Below are 203 nucleotides of genomic sequence, written 5' to 3' on the forward strand. Positions count from 1 at the left end.
CCAGTCCCAACCGAAGTTCGACGCCATCTTCCGGATGTACTGAAACGGCTCATCATAGGCATTCGGCCGCTCACCCACCGCATCCCGCACCGCCTCGGCGTACTCGTACGCCGAGTCGAACCGCACCTGCAGCCGGTTCCCCGACGGGCGCAGCAACCCCCGCACATCGAACCGGTACCCCCGGTGCATGTTCGCCGTGCGGG

The 203-nt window shown here is 66.5% G+C and carries 1 protein-coding gene; it reads right to left on the minus strand.

Translation table 11 applies throughout. The features are described from left to right. A partial coding sequence (locus OP18_RS62875; RefSeq protein WP_033368096.1) for a glycosyl hydrolase 2 galactose-binding domain-containing protein occupies window positions 1-189 on the minus strand: 189 nt, incomplete at its 3' end. Window positions 190-203 lie beyond the last annotated feature (14 nt).

Source organism: Dactylosporangium aurantiacum, assembly GCF_000716715.1.
In the GTDB taxonomy this organism is placed as follows: Bacteria; Actinomycetota; Actinomycetes; order Mycobacteriales; family Micromonosporaceae; genus Dactylosporangium; species Dactylosporangium aurantiacum.